Here is a 15,841-nt window from a genome sequence, read left to right as displayed (position 1 = left end):
TATATTTAATATTTAAATAGATTAAAGAATGTGAGGTAATAAAGTGGATATTCGTGAGTTTACAAATAAATTTATGGAAGCTACAAAAAACATGTCTGATGAAGAACGTGCTGGTTTAATGGAAATGTTTAAGAAAGTTTCTAATGATATAACAAAAGAAGAAACAACAACTAATGTTGTATGTGACAATAATGGTGAAATTCCAGATGGAATGACAGAACGTTTAGTTAAATTAAAAGAAAACTATTTAAAGCATGTACCATCAATAACAGTTCACCGTGCAAGAGCTATAACTAAAATGGTAAAAGAAAACCCTGGAATGCCTAAGGCAATTTTACGTGGTAAGTGTTTTAAATATTGTTGTGAAACTGCACCATTAGTAATTCAAGATCATGAGCTTATAGTTGGAGCACCAAACGGAAAGCCTCGTGCTGGAGCATTCTCTCCTGAGATATCTTGGAGATGGTTAGAAGAAGAGATAGATACAATAGGAACTCGTGCACAAGACCCATTCTATTTAGCTGAAGAAGATAAAAAAGTATTACGTGAAGAGATATTTCCATTCTGGAATGGAAAATCAGTTGATGAATATTGTGAAAGCCAATATCGTGAAGCTGGAGTATGGGAACTTTCAGGAGAATCTTTTGTTTCAGATTGTTCATATCACGCATTAAATGGAGGAGGAGACTCTAACCCAGGATATGACGTTATATTAATGAAAAAGGGTATGCTTGACATAATAAAAGAAGCAGAAGAAAAATTAACAGGACTTAGCTACGAAGTACCAGAAGATATAGAGAAAATTTACTTCTACAAATCATTAATAGATACTGCAGAAGGGGTTATGATATATGCTAAACGTATGTCAGAGTATGCTGCACAGTTAGCTGCAAAAGAAACTAACCCTAAGCGTAAAGCTGAACTTTTAAAAATATCTGAAGTAAATGCAAAAGTTCCAGCTCACAAACCAACTAATTACTGGGAAGCAATACAAGCAGTTTGGACTATAGAATCACTACTTGTAGTTGAAGAAAACCAAACAGGTATGTCTATAGGACGTGTTGACCAATATATGTATGAATTCTACAAAAACGATATAGAATCAGGACGTATGAATGATTTTGAGGCATTTGAATTATCAGGTTGTATGCTTATAAAAATGTCTGAAATGATGTGGCTAACAAGCGAAGGTGCATCTAAATTCTTTGCAGGTTACCAACCATTCGTTAACATGTGTTTAGGTGGAGTTACAAGAGAAGGTCGTGACGCTACAAACGAGTTAACATATCTTTTAATGGATGCAGTTCGTCACGTTAAAATATATCAACCAACTTTAGCTTGTCGTATACATAAAGCATCACCACACAAATATCTTAAGAAGATTGTTGAAGTTATTCGTGCAGGTATGGGATTCCCAGCATGTCACTTCGATGATGTTCATATAAAAATGATGTTAGCAAAAGGAGTTTCTATAGAAGATGCAAGAGATTACTGTTTAATGGGATGCGTAGAGCCTCAAAAATCAGGAAGATTATATCAATGGACTTCTACAGGATATACTCAATGGCCAATATGTATAGAACTTGTTCTTAATCATGGTGTACCACTATGGTATGGTAAACAAGTATGTCCAGATATGGGAGATTTAAATAACTTCAAAACTTATGAGCAATTTGAAGCAGCTGTTAAAGAGCAAATTAAATATATTACTAAATGGACAAGTGTTGCTACAGTAATTTCTCAACGTGTTCACAGAGATCTTGCACCAAAACCACTTATGTCTATGATGTATGAAGGATGTATGGAAAATGGTAGAGGTGTAGAAGCAGGCGGAGCTATGTACAACTTTGGACCAGGAGTTGTATGGAGTGGTTTAGCTACTTATGCAGATTCTATGGCAGCTATAAAGAAATTAGTATTTGAAGAAAAAAAATATACTTTACAAGAAATGAATGAAGCATTAAAATGTGATTTCGTTGGATATGAAAGATTAAGAAAAGATTGTTTAGAAGCACCTAAATACGGTAATGATGATGACTACGCAGATTATATTGCTGCTGACCTAATCAACTTTACTGAACAAGAGCATCGTAAATATAAAACATTATATTCAGTGCTTAGCCACGGTACTTTATCAATCTCAAATAATACTCCATTTGGACAAATGACTGGAGCTACTGCAAATGGACGTAGAGCATGGATGCCATTATCAGATGGTATAAGTCCATCACAAGGAGCAGATTATAAAGGACCTACTGCTATAATAAAATCTGTTTCTAAAATGTCTTGTGAAGATATGAACATAGGAATGGTTCATAACTTCAAGTTAATATCTGGTCTTTTAGATACAAAAGAAGGAGAGCAAGGAATAATAACATTATTACGTAGTGCGTGTGCTCTTCAACTTGGAGAAATGCAGTTTAACTACTTAGATAACCAAACTTTAATAGAGGCACAAAAACACCCAGAGCAATATCGTGACTTAATCGTTCGTGTTGCTGGATATAGTGCATTCTTTGTTGAGTTATGTAAGGATGTTCAAGATGAAATAATCAGTAGAACTATGCTTACACATTTCTAATAAAACTTAAAGTTTAAAAATAGAAACTAGTTAGATTAGATTTTATAAAGTCTGTAATCTACAGAATTATTCTGTAGATTATAGATTTCAATTAAGACATATATTAAAAATCAAAGTAAATGAAACTGGAGAATAAAGAATATGAGTAATGGAAATTTAGGTGTAATTGAACGTAAAGCGACGATTTTTAATATACAAAAATATAATATGTATGATGGAGATGGAATAAGAACTCTAGTATTTTTTCAAGGGTGCCCACTTCGCTGTAAATGGTGTGCAAATCCTGAAGGAATGATAAAAAAACATAGAGTTATGTTTAAAAGTAATTTATGTGTTAATTGTGGAGCTTGCGTTTCTGCTTGCCCTGTTGGAATACATAGCATCTCTAATGAAACTTTAAAGCATGAAGTTAATCGTGATATTGACTGTATCGGATGTGGTAAATGTAAGAGTGCTTGTCTTAAATCTGCAATATCAATAGTTGGAGAAGTAAAAACTATTTCTGAACTTTTAGAAATTGTAGAAGAAGATAGAACTTTTTATGAAATGTCTGGTGGTGGAGTTACATTAGGTGGTGGTGAAGTTTTAATGCAGCCTGAAGCAGCATGTAGTTTACTTATGGCATGTAAGCAAGAAGGAATAAACACTGCAATTGAAACTTGTGGTTATGCAAAACTAGAATCAGTACTTAAGGCTGCTGAGTTCACAGATTTATTCCTATTTGACATTAAACATATTGATTCTGAGAGACACTTTCAGTTAACAGGTGTGAGAAATGAACAGATTTTAGAAAATCTTAAAGAACTTCTTCGTCGCAAATATAATGTAAAAATTCGTATGCCTTTATTAAAAGGTGTAAATGATTCTCAAGAAGATATTGAAAAAGTTATGGAACTTTTAGAACCATATAAAGATTATAAGAATTTTAGAGGAGTTGATTTACTTCCATATCATAAAATGGGGGTAAATAAATACAACCAACTAGGAATTGAATATCCTATAAAGGATGACCCAAGTTTGAAAAGTGAAGATTTAGATAGAATAGAAGGATGGATTAAAAAATACGATTTACCTGTAGAAGTAATCCGCCATTAATTTAAATAGATAATAAGATGGGAGGTAAGGTTTATGGAAAATTCACTTGATAGAAATATACAGCGTATTATACAAGAGTCAGTTCCAGGAAAACAGATTACCATAGCTCATGTTATTGCATCACCTATGACTGATATATATGACCGTCTAGGGATTGATGAAAAAGGAGCAATAGGTATTTTAACCCTTTCTCCATATGAAAGTGCCATAATTGCAGCAGATGTTGCCACAAAAGTTGCAGATGTTAAAATTGGATTCCTTGATCGTTTTACAGGTTCAGTTGTAATAAATGGAGATGTTCAAAGTGTTGAAACAGCACTTGAGGCAGTGAATAATACATTAAGAGATATGCTTGGATTTACTCCAGCTATTATTACAAGAACATGAAGAAAAAGCGCATAATGGTAATTGGTCCTTCAGGATGTGGAAAAACTACATTAATTAATGCATTGAATGATTATGAAGGTCCTTTAAGACGAACACAGGATTTGCTTTATGGCAAAAATACCATTGATGTTCCAGGAGCTTATGTAGAAAATGCATGGATGTACAAGCATATAATTGCAACAGCTCAAGATGCATCTCATGTGCTTATGTTGATTGATCAATCTAATTGTACTGAAATGTATTCCCCTGGATTTGCAAAGTGTTTTAGATGTCCAGTAATTGGGGTTATAACAAAATGTGACTTATCATCTGAAAATGAAGAGAAATGTTTGCAACAGTTAAAGGATATAGGTATATCAGAGCCGTATTTTCATATTAGTTTTCCTATGGGAACAGGAATTGATGCTTTAAAGAAGTATTTATTTGAAAAAGGTGAGGAGTAAAGGTCAATGATGAAATTTATTACTGAAGAGTATTTAAGAGATTTATACAGAAAAGAACCTTTTAATACCTACAATTTACAACAGGGACAGCGCCTTACACCTGGAGCAGCTCAATATTTGTCTGATAAGAGAATAGAAATAAATGATAAGGCTTTAAAAGTAAAGAAGAAAGTTTCTCAAAACAAACAGACTGAAAGTAAACAGACTGAAAGTAAACAGACTGAAAGTAAACAGACTGAAATAGTAAAGCAAGTGAGAAACAGTGATCTGAATTTAAAGAAGAAGCTTTGTTACAAGTTGAAATCTATAGAGGCAATATTTCTTGTTACTGGTAGTGAAATATTAAGAGAAGATATTTTTTTAGCACAAAACATTATAATCTTGGGCAGGAAAATATCAAATATTAGAAATGTTGTGAATGGAAAAGGTACTCTTGAGACTATTAGTTGTAAAGCGTGCAGTGGAATGAATTCATCAAATTTCATAACTGAGCTTGATGATTGTTTTGAAATAACAGAATTTCATATGCAGCTTAAAAAAAGCAATGTGATTTTGAAAATGCACACACTTCGTTGTGCTTTACAGGAATTGCAGTTTGAGATAGTTGAGATATACAACAATGATGATGATTTAAAAAATAAAATTATAGAGAATTTTAATTCAATAATTAATTCGCTATCTCAGTTGATTTGTTCGGCAGTAGGAGGAAAAGAATGTCAGAGAAAAGAATAAACTTCGAACGTTGTGATGATTTTGTTAGAAAGTTTGAAGAAGTTATAGAAAAACCAATTGTTAATGAATCTTCGGTTTATTATACAGGAGTAGACTTAGGTACTGCTTGTGTGGTGTTAGCGGTTTTAGATGAAAATTATGAGCCTGTTGCAGGTGCATACAGATATGCAGATGTAGTTCGTGACGGTATGGTTGTTGACTATATTGGGGCAGTAAAAATTGTCAGAGAACTTAAGCAGGAAATCGAAGAAAAATTAAATACTGAACTTCTTTATGCAGCTGCTGCAATTCCACCTGGAACAGATTCTTTAGATTCTGGAGCAATTAAAAATGTAGTTCAAGCTGCAGGATTTGAATTAACATGTCTTTTAGATGAGCCTACTGCTGCAAATGCTGTACTTAAAATTGAAAATGGTGCCGTTGTAGATATCGGTGGTGGAACAACTGGAATATCAGTTTTAAAAGATGGAAAAGTTGTTTATGTTGTTGATGAACCTACAGGGGGGACTCATTTTTCATTAGTTATTTCAGGGGCATATAAAATGCCATTTAAAGAAGCAGATAAATTTAAAAGAGATAATAAAAATCATAAAGAAATTTTACCATTACTAAGACCAGTAGTTGAAAAGGTAGCATCAATTATTAATCATAATATTAAGGATTATGATGTTAATGAAATTTCTTTAGTAGGTGGTACCTGTTGTTTGACAGGAATTGAAGAGATTATAGATAAAAATACTGGAGTATATACTCATAAGCCTAAAAATCCTATGTTTGTTACGCCACTTGGGATAGCATTAAGTTGTACACAAGATATTATTGAATAATAAGGGGAGTGTTTAAAAGTGGATTTTAGAATTATAAAATCACCTTCCAATAGCACTAAAGATATTCTTAAAAGACGAATGAGTGGAATTTGTAAAACAGAGCTAGATAGTGTTGATGCAATAGGACTTGTTCAAGGTAAACTTATTGATATGATTTATGTCGCAGATGTTGCTGAGAAAGCTGTTGGCGTTACCGTTGAAGACATAAGGGGTACATGTCCACAACACATGGTTTTACTTGGTATTTTTGGTGACACATCATCAGTTGAAGCTGCAATGAAGGAGATTCAACTGAAAATGAAAGAGGGAAAATAATATGATAATAGCAAGACTTATTGATAATGTATGGGCTACTAGAAAAGCAGATTCACTTAGTGGACTCAAATTTATGCTTGCTGAAGAAATTAGTGGAACCAATGAAGGCCGTAGATTTGTCGTTGTTGACATTATCAGTGCAGGCATTGGGGATAGGGTTATAGTTAGTACTGGATCAGCTGCACGTAGAATGCTAGGTGATGATAATATTCCAGTAGATGCAGTTGTAGTTGGAATAGTTGATAGCGATTGTAATTTAGATTAGAGCACAATCTTTTTTAAAATAATTAAAGGTTTTTAGGATTGGTATATATACTAAGATTATTTGAAAGGATGTGAAAATATGAAAAAATTAATCTGTGCAAAAGATATTGAGGAGTTAATAGTAAGTGGAAAAAAAGCTTTCTATATAGATGGTAGTGAGATAATCACACCATCAGCTAAAGAACTTGCAATAAATAATCAAATAGAATTCACTACAGAAGTTTCTAAGCCTAAAGCACAGCAATTAGAAGTAAAAAAAGCTCCAAGTATAGAAGGCATGGACAGTGAGATGTTACTTAACTTTTTTAGAGCTTTAATGGACAAAGGTCTTTTACAAGAATTACTTGAATGCTTAAAGCCAAAGAACCTTTTGTTTGATGCTGAATGTGACCCTAGCGGACTTAAGGTTGTTAGAGGAAATACAGTAAAAATGGATGTATTTGACACTGGAGATTCAAATGTAAGAGCTTATTTTCAAGAGTTAGTAAGTAAAAAAGAATCAAAAATGAGTGCTGGATTTTTAGTTATTGAAAACTCAAAGTTTGATTGGGAGTTAACTTACGAGGAAATTGATTATGTTATAGAGGGAACTTTAACAGTTGAAATCAATGGAAAAACATATACAGCTTATCCTGGAGATGTACTATTCGTACCATCAGGTTCTAAAGTAGTTTGGGGTTCACCGGACAAAGCTAGAGTGTTTTATACAACATATCCAGCAAACTGGGCTGATCTTTTATAGAAGACTAGGAGGATAAACCTATGCAAGCACTTGGTTTTATAGAAACAAGAGGTTTACTTACAGCTATTGAGGCTGCTGATACAATGGCAAAATCGGCAGATGTAAGTATTGTTGAAAAAACTTATATAGGTGGTGGTCTTGTTACAATTGTAGTTACAGGTGATGTAGGTGCAGTGAAAGCAGCTATAGAGGCTGGTGGAGCAGCTGTTAAAAATATTGATGAAGAATCTTTAATTTCAGAGCACGTAATTCCAAGACCACATGAGGAATTGGAAAGTATAATAGGACCTAACACTTCAAAAGAAATTTTGGAAGTTCCATCATCTAATAAAGAAGATGGTTTAAAAGAAATAGAAAAAACAGAAGAAAAAATCACAGCAAATGTAGAAGATACTGAAGAACATGTAGAGAAAGCTGAAAAAGCAGAAATGCATGAAGATAAACTAGAAGAACAGTTAGAAAAAAATCAAGAGATTTTAGAAACTGATTCAGATAAACTACATAAAATGAGTTTACAAAATTTACATAAAGATGACATAGATAATTTAATAAATAAAGATGGTATAGAAAAAACTATTTTAATGTTATCTAAGCTAAAGGTTGTTAAACTTAGAAATTTAGCTCGTGAATATGATGATTTTGTAATTAGGGGCAGAGCAATTTCAAAAGCTGACAAAAATTTATTAATTACAAAATTTAAAACATATTATGAGAAAAATTAGCTAGAGTGATATTTACGAAAGGAATGAAAGTACCATGGAAAATTTTGATAAGGACTTATATTCAATACAAGAAGCAAGAAATCTTGCTAGACTTGGAAAAATAGCAGCTAATAAAATTGCTGATTACACTGAAGAACAAATTGATAAGATTTTACGTAATATGGTTAGAGTTGCAGAAGAAAATGCTGCTTGTTTAGCACAAATGGCAGTTGAGGACACAGGTTTTGGTAAAGTTGAAGATAAAACTTTCAAAAATCATTTAGCATCTACTATACTATATGATTCAATAAAAGATATGAAAACTATCGGTATAATTGGAGAAGATGAGGTAAATAAAGTTATAGAAGTTGCTGATCCAGTTGGTTTAGTTATGGGAATAGTTCCTTCAACAAACCCAACATCTACTGCAATTTATAAATCTATGATAGCTATAAAATCTCGTAATGCTATAGTGTTTTCACCACACCCATCTGCAGCAAGATGTACAATTAAAGCAGCTCAATTAATGAATGATGCAGCTGTTGAAGCTGGTGCACCAGAAAACATTGTAAGTGTAGTACATACTCCAACAATTGCAGCTACTAACGAATTAATGAAATGCAAAGAAGTTGCTATAATAATAGCTACAGGTGGTCCAGGAATGGTTAAAGCTGCTTATAGTGCAGGAAAACCAGCTCTTGGTGTTGGTGCAGGAAACTCTCCAGCATATATTGAAAAAACAGCTAATATAGAAAAAGCTGTTAGAAACATTATGGCAAGTAAAACTTTTGATAATGGTACAATTTGTGCATCAGAACAATCAATAGTATGTGAAGAATGTAACTGCGATGCAGTTGTTGCAGAGTTCAAAAAACAAGGTGGATACTTCATGACTGAAGAAGAAACTAATAAAGTTTGTAAATTATTATTCAAAAACGGACATGCTATGAATGCTAAATTTGTTGGAAGAAGCCCACAAGTTATTGCAACTGCAGCAGGAATATCAATTCCAGAAGGAACAAAAGTACTTATAGGAAAGCAAAACGGAGTAGGCGAAGGAAATCCTTTATCATATGAAAAACTTACAACAGTTTTAGGATGTTATACTGTAAAAGATAGCAAAGAAGCATATGAGTTAAGTTGCGAATTACTTCAAAACGGAATTGGACATACAATGAGTATACATACTGAGGATAGAGCTATTGTTATGAAATTCTCAGGGGTACCAGCATCTCGTATTCTTATAAACACTGGTGGAACACAAGGTGGAACAGGTGCAAGTACAGGACTTAATCCTGCATTTACTTTAGGCTGTGGAACTTGGGGCGGAAGCTCAACATCTGAAAATGTTACTCCAGAGCACTTAATAAATATAAAGAGAGTTACTTATGGTTTAAAAGATTGCGCAACATTAGCATCTAATGACCCAACTTTCAATTGTATAAAAACTGCAGAAAACTGTCATGGTGTTCAAAATCAATTTATTAATATGAGCCCAGCTCAAATTGCAGCAGCAGCAGAAGTTTTAAATAAAGTTAATGATTCAGTTAAAAATACTAATAATTGTACTGAATGTAGTAGCGAAGCTAAGAATGAAAGCGGAAAAAATGAAGAACTTTTAGACTTAGTTAATCAAATAATTGCTACTATGAAGGGGAACAACTAATGGAAAATTACGAAGAATTACTAAAGGTTTTATTAGAAGCTGTGAAGGATAAAGGATCAAATGCTGTAATTACTGGAAATTCATCTGAAATTCCAGTAGGTGTTTCTAATAGACATGCACACCTTTCACAAAAAGATATAAATACTCTATTTGGTGAAGGTTATAACCTTACAAAACTTAAAGACTTATCTCAACCTGGACAATATGCATGCAAAGAAACTATCACAATTTGTGGACCAAAAGGTGCAATTGAGAAAATTAGAATTCTTGGACCAGCAAGAAGTAAGTCTCAAATTGAAGTGCTAATGGGAGACTGTATTAAACTTGGTGCAGCACAATATGTAAGACTGTCTGGAGAATTAAGCAAAACAGCTGGAATTACACTAGTTGGACCAAAAGGTTCTGTTCAGCTAGAAGAAGGTTTAATAGTTGCACAAAGACATATCCACATGACACCTGAAGATGCTAAAAATTTAGGCGTGTGTGATGGAGAGATAGTATCAATAAAATTTGATGATTTAAGAGGCGGAACATATAGCAACGTCGCTATTAGAGCTAATGATACTTCAAAGCTTGAATGCCATCTTGACATAGAAGAAGCTAATGCAATGGGCATTAACTCAAAATCAAAAATAACAATAGTAAAATAAGAAAACCACAAGATTAAAATAAGAGTTTATAATTAAAAATAAAATAAAAAAATAACTATATTTAGGAGGATTTTCAAATGAAATACGATGCATTAGGAATGATAGAAACAAAAGGTTTAGTAGGAGCAATAGAAGCAGCAGACGCTATGGTTAAAGCTGCAAATGTATACTTAATAGGTAAAGAATATGTTGGAGGCGGACTTGTAACTGTTATGGTTAGAGGAGATGTTGGAGCTGTTAAAGCTGCTACAGATGCTGGTGCTGCTGCTGCACAACGTGTTGGAGAATTAACATCAGTTCACGTAATACCTCGTCCACATTCTGAGGTTGAAGTAATTCTTCCAACAGCTAAAGAAGCTGTAAAATAGTATTTTAATTAAAATGAAGGAGTTATTGCAAAATTAACTTATAAAAGTTAATGGAGCAATAGCTCCTTTTTTTATAAAAATTTAGTTAAATAAAATTAGATTAATTATAAATTAAATAAGGTTTATACTAAATAAAATATAAAAAACTGTTGACAAATATAAAAATCATATGTAAAATAACGTATTAAATAAAAGAATATTGATTGTAGAGGTCGCGATATTTATAAGTACCAATAATGAGGTAAGCACAATGATTTATTGGAAAAGGAGTTATCGCCGAAGGATATAACTTATGCTTTAAGGTTATATACCTGGGTATGTATAAAATATATGCATAACTGTCACAAGTTTAAATTGTGTTGAGCTACATTTGAGGAATAAATGGTATATTTATATTGATTTTATGTCCCCTTAAGTGTTACTTAAGGGGTTTTTTATATTTAAAAAGATATACACACCCTGTAGCAAAAGCAAAATACCCAAAATTAGGAGGAAACTATTATGAAATTACAAGGAACTATGTTGGTAAAAGAAAATGAATTGTATATAGGGGGTGTAAGTTGTAAAGAACTTAGAGAAAAATATCAAACACCACTTTACGTATTTGATGAAGAGTTAGTTAGAAATAACTGTAGAGAGTATGTAAAACATTTTAGAGTAAATAAAGAAAATAATAGAGTGGCTTATGCAGGTAAAGCATTTTTACCTATATATATGTGTAAGTTAATAAATGAAGAAGGGTTATGTCTTGATGTAGTATCAGGAGGAGAATTATATACAGCATATAAGGCCCAATTCCCTATGGAAAAAATATTATTTCATGGAAATAATAAAACAATAGAAGAAATAAAAATGGGTGTAGAACTAGGAGTTGGAAGATTTGTTGTAGACAACTATTATGAATTAGAATTATTAGAAAAAATTTGTGAAGAAAAAGGTGAAAAGCAAGCTGTTTACTTTAGGATAACTCCTGGAATAGAAGCGCACACACATGAATATATAAAAACTGGACAAATTGACTCTAAGTTCGGATTTACATTATCAAATGGAGAGTTATATAACGCATTAGAGAAATTAAATAATTATAAAAATATAGAGTTGGTAGGGATACATGCTCATATAGGGTCACAAATATTTGAAGTAGAGCCGTATTTAGATGAAGTTAAAATAATGATGAACTTAGTAAAAGAAATAAAGGAATCCTATAACATAAATATAAAAGAAGTAGATTTAGGTGGAGGGATGGGAGTTTATTATACGGAAGAAGATAAACCGAAAACAATAAAAAAATTCTGTGAAGCGATAATAGAAAAAACAGAGGAAGTATGTAAAAAAATTGATATAAAAGTACCTATTTTAATAATAGAACCAGGAAGATCAATAGTAGCAAATGGGGGAAGTACAATATATACAGTAGGAGCTATGAAACATATAAAAGGTATAAGAACTTATGTAAGTGTAGATGGTGGAATGACAGATAATATAAGACCTTCCTTATACCAAGCAGGATATGAATGTGCAATTGCTAATAAAATAGGAGAAAAGAGAAAAAACCAAGTTACAATATCAGGTAAGTGTTGTGAAAGTGGTGATATACTTATAACAGATACTAATATTATGGACATAAAAAGTGGAGATATATTAATAGTTTCATCAACTGGTGCATATGGATATTCAATGGCATCAAACTACAATAAAATAACAAAACCAGCAGTAGTATCAGTACAAAATGGAAAAAGTAAATTAATATGTAAAAGACAAAGTTATGAGGATTTATTTAAATTAGAAGTAGTATAAATTATGAAACTAAATTTTATCAAGAATCAAAAAAAGGAAAAAAGGTAGAGGTTCCATTAATAATAATTTATGGGGATATACAAGAGAGCATGTTAACAATATTAAAAAGCTTAATAGAGAAGTTTAAAGTGGATGGTTATTATGCGTTAGGTGTAGCTACAGAACCAATAGGAATATTATGTGGATTAGAATATATTCCTTTTAGTAAAAATGAAAGTTTAAAAATATAGACGGAGTTTTAACTATAACAAAAAATGATGATATAGATTTATTTTACAAAAAAATTTAAAGATGTTTCTTGGTGAAAGTGAATAATTTTGAAAATGATAAACATAATTAGAAAGGTTTAAAAATAGAAAGCATATTTTTAAACCTTTTGTTTTCTTTAAACATTGTAAATTTTTTTTATAGTATTTAGACCATCTAAAATTTCTTCTTTTGAAAAATTACAATCAATTAACTTGTCTAAGGAAAATTTATTAATTTCTTCGTAAAAAAATAATGCCAATTCTAAAAATTCAGGTGATTTGTGAGAGTATATAGCTTCAAATAACAGGTTTTCAGCTTCATTAATTTTGTATTCATTTATATATTTTATAATTGTTAGTCGTAATGCTTGTTCCTCTGTTAGTACAAGGTTATTAGTATTTTCATCAATACTATTTTCCATAGATTGTTTTCCCTTTAACACATAAGCTAATCCTTGTAATGTTGTTTTTATAATTTTCATAATGTAATCATTTTCCATTTGCAAAACACCTTCTATTCTTACTTATATATATTTACTATTATATCATCAGGTTATAAAAAATGTATGTTTAAGAGATGTTTGTAATAGAATAGGAAAGTTATAAATAGTAATTTGGGGAAATTAATAAATTATAATTAAAAATATAAGTCTGGAAATTTATAATAAATTTTTAGTTATGTTTTAAAAGACATATTAGATTAATAAAGTTAATCTAATATATTTTTTAAAATAGTTATTTGTTTTGAATTATAATCAATAAGCTTTTCATTTTTCATTTTTTTAAGTTCGCGAAATAATGAGGGTCTTTGGACACCTAATTCATCAGCTAATTGTTTTTTTGTAATTGGAAGTTTTATCATGTTAGAGTTTTGTTTTTTAGATTGTGTTTTAAGAAATTCAATAATTCCTTCTCTTAAATTTTTTCTTGAAAAAATAATCATTTTTTTATTTAAATTTAATGAATTATTAGAAATAGCTTTTATGAACTCTATCATAAAAGTATTATTTTCAATAAGGAGTTTAGAAACTACTTCTTTGCTTAAGTGTGCTATTAAACAATCAGTTTTACAATGAATATTAAGGGGATAAAAGGTTCGATCTGAAAATAATAAATTTCCACCTATAATATCGTCTTTGTGGAAGTTAAGCATTGTTAAAGCATTTCCATCCTCACATAAATCATAACAGTTAAGATTTCCTGATATAATAATATCTAAATTAAAACATGGTTCACATTCGCTATGTAGTATGTGACCTTTTTTATATTGTTTAAAAGTTATTAAATTTGAGTCTATATAATATTTTAATTGGTTAAGTGAAAAATCAGTAAAAAATTTGTGTTTAATTAATTCATTTAAGTACATAGTACCTCCCTTTTAAAACTATTTTACAAAAAGAAACATAAGTGTCTATTTCATTTTAAGTATATTATCTATAATGTTATCAAAAGATACAAGTGAAAAATATTTAAATTTATTATATGCAAATATTTTTAGAATAATATTGTTAAAGGTATAGGGAAACAAGCTCCAATTTAAATTTATTCAATAACCTTAAAATATTTTTATACAAAATGTAGTGTTGAATTCTAAGCGATTCAGAGCATGTCTCACTATTTTGGGTATCCAAGTTTTGGAATGGATAATTTTAAAAGTCAACTTGGAACCCTATATAGGAAAAGAATCATAGGCGTAAAGTTAAGCCTGAAAGTTCCAAATTATAGTGTTAAAAAGTAATAATGAAAAGATTTAAAACGATAGTCTGTGAAAAATTGAAAAAACTTTATAGGAGTTTATAAATAAGTTTTTAATAAATAATTTATTAAAACTAGATATAGTTTTTAGAAAGAAGGTATAAATATGACTAAATATGAATTAAAAAACTTAAAGAAAATAGATATTAATAAAAATGCATTAAATGTAAAGGAGATAGGAAAAATGCAAGAATTAATAAAAAATGTTGAGAAAGCTAAAAGTATAGATTTTGATAGTTTAGTAAGCTGTAGTGAAGGACAAATAGAAACTGTAACTATGGCACAAAAAAAAGGTGTTGGTATAACAGCATTAGCTTTTGGTAAAGGAGAAGGTGTAGGTCCTCATGCAGCTAAAGGTGATGCATTAATATATATACATCATGGAGTAGCTACAGTAAAAATAGGTGATGAAATAATGGAAGCTACTAAGGGACAAATGGTGGTTATGCCAGCAAATATTCAACATCAAGTAACAGCTAAAGAGGATATGAAAATGCTTTTAGTAGTTGTTAAGGAGGATTAAAAAATGAAATATTTAAGAAATATAAAACCATTTGAAGCTATAGCTATGACTGACATGATAAAACATACAGGAAATAAAATAGCAAGTAAAGCCTTAATAGATAACGACAATACAGAGATACGTTTTTTCTCTTTTGCAAAAGGTGAAAGTATTGATAAAGAGTATTATAATATGGAAACATTATTTGTGATGATTGAAGGTAGTGCTAAAATTCTATATAAAGAAAATGATGAAGTTATAATAAATACAGGTGATATAATAGCCATGGAATCTGAAATAAATTATGGAATAGAAGCATTAACAGATGTAAAGCTATTTAATATATTAGTAAAATCATAAAAGTTATAAAAAATACATTGAGGCTATATAAGGAGTTAAATATAAAACTTTTATATAGTCTTTTTTGTATTACTACTATATCATTTAGATAAATATGAATGGGAAAAACATAAAAATACTATCAGAGGATAAATTAGTTCAAATGACTCAATATGGAGAAAATTTAAAAGTAATAATAAATTTTTCAACAAATGAGGCAACTGTTGAAGGTAACAAAATGCCGGCAAAATCATTATTAATAATTGATGAGAATAATAAAGTTTCATATACGCTATAAATAATATTAAAGCACTATTGTGTAAATTTAAGCTAAAGCTTATTAAAGTTTTTATGATGAATGATTAATTTAAAAAGTAGATAAGGCAAGTATCATTTATATTTACATATAAGGAAAAAAATGATAAAGTA

20 protein-coding genes and 1 riboswitch are annotated in these 15,841 nt (G+C 30.5%); of the genes, 18 read left to right on the top strand and 2 right to left on the bottom strand.

Annotated elements, in window-relative coordinates; genetic code table 11:
* The first annotated feature begins 43 nt into the window (after positions 1-43).
* The 15 genes from cutC (at position 44) to AZI32_RS18260 (ending at position 12,798) form a co-directional block, all read left to right on the top strand.
* The gene (cutC, locus tag AZI32_RS03215; protein WP_061994464.1) at positions 44-2,581 is read left to right on the top strand and encodes a choline trimethylamine-lyase; all 2,538 of its coding nucleotides are present in this window, start codon (positions 44-46) and stop codon (positions 2,579-2,581) included.
* Between the two features lie 141 nt (positions 2,582-2,722).
* Positions 2,723-3,676, top strand: a complete 954-nt coding sequence (gene cutD, locus AZI32_RS03210; RefSeq protein WP_061994463.1) for a choline TMA-lyase-activating enzyme — start codon at positions 2,723-2,725, stop codon at positions 3,674-3,676.
* Between the two features lie 33 nt (positions 3,677-3,709).
* The gene (locus AZI32_RS03205) at positions 3,710-4,063 is read left to right on the top strand and encodes a BMC domain-containing protein (RefSeq protein WP_010293436.1); all 354 of its coding nucleotides are present in this window, start codon (positions 3,710-3,712) and stop codon (positions 4,061-4,063) included.
* Positions 4,060-4,506 carry a EutP/PduV family microcompartment system protein gene (locus tag AZI32_RS03200; protein WP_061994462.1) on the top strand — a complete coding sequence of 149 codons (447 nt, stop codon included), beginning with the start codon at positions 4,060-4,062 and terminating at the stop codon, positions 4,504-4,506. Before AZI32_RS03205 ends, AZI32_RS03200 begins: the two co-directional genes overlap by 4 nt.
* 6 nt (positions 4,507-4,512) lie before the next feature.
* Entirely contained in the window at positions 4,513-5,238 is a 726-nt protein-coding gene (locus AZI32_RS03195) for a hypothetical protein (RefSeq protein ID WP_061994461.1), read from the top strand.
* Positions 5,220-6,065, top strand: a complete 846-nt coding sequence (eutJ, locus tag AZI32_RS03190) for an ethanolamine utilization protein EutJ (RefSeq protein WP_061994460.1) — start codon at positions 5,220-5,222, stop codon at positions 6,063-6,065. Before AZI32_RS03195 ends, eutJ begins: the two co-directional genes overlap by 19 nt.
* Before the next feature lie 18 nt (positions 6,066-6,083).
* Positions 6,084-6,380, top strand: a complete 297-nt coding sequence (locus tag AZI32_RS03185) for a BMC domain-containing protein (RefSeq protein WP_061994459.1) — start codon at positions 6,084-6,086, stop codon at positions 6,378-6,380.
* Position 6,381: 1 nt separating this feature from the next.
* Positions 6,382-6,645, top strand: a complete 264-nt coding sequence (locus AZI32_RS03180; RefSeq protein ID WP_010293430.1) for a EutN/CcmL family microcompartment protein — start codon at positions 6,382-6,384, stop codon at positions 6,643-6,645.
* A gap of 78 nt (positions 6,646-6,723) precedes the next feature.
* The gene (locus tag AZI32_RS03175) at positions 6,724-7,386 is read left to right on the top strand and encodes a cupin domain-containing protein (RefSeq protein WP_061994458.1); all 663 of its coding nucleotides are present in this window, start codon (positions 6,724-6,726) and stop codon (positions 7,384-7,386) included.
* A gap of 20 nt (positions 7,387-7,406) precedes the next feature.
* The gene (locus AZI32_RS03170; protein WP_061994457.1) at positions 7,407-8,108 is read left to right on the top strand and encodes a BMC domain-containing protein; all 702 of its coding nucleotides are present in this window, start codon (positions 7,407-7,409) and stop codon (positions 8,106-8,108) included.
* 34 nt (positions 8,109-8,142) lie between these two features.
* Positions 8,143-9,753, top strand: a complete 1,611-nt coding sequence (locus AZI32_RS03165) for an acetaldehyde dehydrogenase (acetylating) (protein ID WP_061994456.1) — start codon at positions 8,143-8,145, stop codon at positions 9,751-9,753.
* Positions 9,753-10,403, top strand: coding sequence for a phosphate propanoyltransferase (locus AZI32_RS03160; protein WP_061994455.1), 651 nt, complete (start codon positions 9,753-9,755; stop codon positions 10,401-10,403). Before AZI32_RS03165 ends, AZI32_RS03160 begins: the two co-directional genes overlap by 1 nt.
* 77 nt (positions 10,404-10,480) lie before the next feature.
* A complete protein-coding gene (gene eutM / locus AZI32_RS03155; RefSeq protein ID WP_061994454.1) occupies positions 10,481-10,771 on the top strand; it encodes an ethanolamine utilization microcompartment protein EutM in 291 nt (96 codons plus the stop codon).
* A gap of 198 nt (positions 10,772-10,969) precedes the next feature.
* Positions 10,970-11,146: riboswitch (Lysine riboswitch) on the top strand.
* A gap of 126 nt (positions 11,147-11,272) precedes the next feature.
* Positions 11,273-12,568, top strand: coding sequence for a diaminopimelate decarboxylase (gene lysA / locus AZI32_RS03150; RefSeq protein WP_061994453.1), 1,296 nt, complete (start codon positions 11,273-11,275; stop codon positions 12,566-12,568).
* Between the two features lie 89 nt (positions 12,569-12,657).
* Positions 12,658-12,798: a hypothetical protein gene (locus AZI32_RS18260; RefSeq protein WP_157450831.1), complete on the top strand. Its 141-nt coding sequence runs from the start codon at positions 12,658-12,660 to the stop codon at positions 12,796-12,798.
* Positions 12,799-12,953: 155 nt separating this feature from the next.
* Here AZI32_RS18260 and AZI32_RS03145 read toward each other — a convergent pair whose 3' ends face one another.
* Both AZI32_RS03145 and AZI32_RS03140 read right to left on the bottom strand, forming a co-directional pair.
* A complete protein-coding gene (locus AZI32_RS03145) occupies positions 12,954-13,316 on the bottom strand; it encodes a DUF6483 family protein (protein WP_061994452.1) in 363 nt (120 codons plus the stop codon).
* Positions 13,317-13,525: 209 nt separating this feature from the next.
* Positions 13,526-14,182: a Crp/Fnr family transcriptional regulator gene (locus tag AZI32_RS03140; RefSeq protein WP_061994451.1), complete on the bottom strand. Its 657-nt coding sequence runs from the start codon at positions 14,180-14,182 to the stop codon at positions 13,526-13,528.
* Positions 14,183-14,677: 495 nt separating this feature from the next.
* Between AZI32_RS03140 and AZI32_RS03135 the strand changes: the two genes are divergently transcribed.
* The 3 genes from AZI32_RS03135 (at position 14,678) to AZI32_RS18255 (ending at position 15,710) form a co-directional block, all read left to right on the top strand.
* Positions 14,678-15,094, top strand: a complete 417-nt coding sequence (locus AZI32_RS03135; RefSeq protein WP_242865255.1) for a cupin domain-containing protein — start codon at positions 14,678-14,680, stop codon at positions 15,092-15,094.
* 3 nt (positions 15,095-15,097) lie between these two features.
* A complete protein-coding gene (locus tag AZI32_RS03130; RefSeq protein WP_061994450.1) occupies positions 15,098-15,433 on the top strand; it encodes a hypothetical protein in 336 nt (111 codons plus the stop codon).
* Positions 15,434-15,527: 94 nt separating this feature from the next.
* On the top strand, positions 15,528-15,710 hold the full coding sequence (locus AZI32_RS18255; protein ID WP_157450830.1) for a hypothetical protein: 183 nt from the start codon (positions 15,528-15,530) through the stop codon (positions 15,708-15,710).
* Positions 15,711-15,841 lie beyond the last annotated feature (131 nt).

The sequence above is a fragment of the Clostridium sp. ATCC 25772 genome, assembly GCF_001573875.1.
Taxonomy (GTDB): Bacteria; Bacillota; Clostridia; order Clostridiales; family Clostridiaceae; genus Clostridium_J; species Clostridium_J senegalense.
The sequence above is the reverse complement of the archived record's forward strand: the minus strand, read 5'-3'. Positions and strand labels throughout refer to the sequence as shown.